We start from the raw sequence: 867 nt of genomic DNA on the forward strand, positions 1-867 counted from the left end.
CCAAGAACTCAACTCCATGCAGGCGTTTTGGCTCGGGCATCTGTATCACGCCTCGGTGCGCGAGATTCCCCTCAGCGAATACGCCTCGCAACAAGAACTTACCTTAGCCGATCTACTGCTCTGGGAAAAACGTTTGAACGTTCGCGGCTTACCGGTGCCACCCCGTCATCGTCCTGCCCGTTTTGTAAAAGTGGCGGTGGCGCCATGATCCGTCCGAGCACTCACCTGACCGTATACCTTTGTCGCGAACCGGTGGACATGCGCAAACAGATCGACGGGCTGGCCTTGTTGGTTCAGGAGGCCATGGAGCTGAACCCGTTTGATAAGGCGTTGTTTGTCTTTGGCAATCGCCAGCGGGATAAAATCAAACTACTGTTCTGGGAGCGTAACGGCTTTGTCGTCTGGTATAAGCGCCTGGAGCGTGAGCGATTCAAGTGGCCAACGCACCTGGACGGTGACGCCGTGACCTTAAGTGGCCAGGAACTGAACTGGCTGCTAGACGGCTATGACCTGAAGGCCATGCAGCCTCATAAAGCATTGAATTTTAAGTGTGTTGGCTGATTTTTTTGCTCCGCTTTTTAATGGTTTTTTGATACACTTCAAGGCATGAAAAGCACCACGCCCCCCGCCCAGGACATCTCCCAACTGCAGCGCCAGGTCAAAGCGCAGCAGCAAGAGATTGCGCAACTTCATCGCCTGATGGAGAAAAAAGAGGCGCAGTGGGAAGCCACCAAACAGTCACTTTATGAGCAGTTCCGCCTGGCATTAGAACGCCAGTTTGGCCCTTCCACGGAAAAGTACGGCATCAAGCAGGGCGATCTGCTGATTAATGAGGCCGAACTCATCGTCGATGACGACGAAGGTGCC

Annotated in this window: 2 protein-coding genes and 1 pseudogene; all 3 read left to right on the top strand. The window is 53.9% G+C overall.

Annotated features, from left to right (window positions below; all coding sequences use genetic code 11):
- On the top strand, nucleotides 1–208 hold a 208-nt coding region (locus ACT3XD_RS19650), incomplete at its 5' end, for a hypothetical protein (protein ID WP_192539969.1).
- Nucleotides 205–561 (top strand): IS66 family insertion sequence element accessory protein TnpB, encoded by a 357-nt coding sequence (gene tnpB / locus ACT3XD_RS19655; RefSeq protein ID WP_193092928.1) that lies wholly within the window; start codon nucleotides 205–207, stop codon nucleotides 559–561. The genes ACT3XD_RS19650 and tnpB, both read left to right, overlap by 4 nt.
- Nucleotides 562–606: 45 nt before the next feature.
- Nucleotides 607–867 (top strand): annotated as a pseudogene (locus ACT3XD_RS19660) (IS66 family transposase); the annotation flags it as partial.

This window comes from Halomonas sp. AOP7-B1-5, assembly GCF_052353045.1.
GTDB classification, from domain to species: domain Bacteria; phylum Pseudomonadota; class Gammaproteobacteria; order Pseudomonadales; family Halomonadaceae; genus Vreelandella; species Vreelandella colorata.

What these genes read in the sequence shown, in the direction of transcription:
- tnpB (WP_193092928.1), top strand. Translation starts at nt 205, where the DNA reads ATGATCCGTCCGAGCACTCACCTGACCGTATACCTTTGTCGCGAACCG.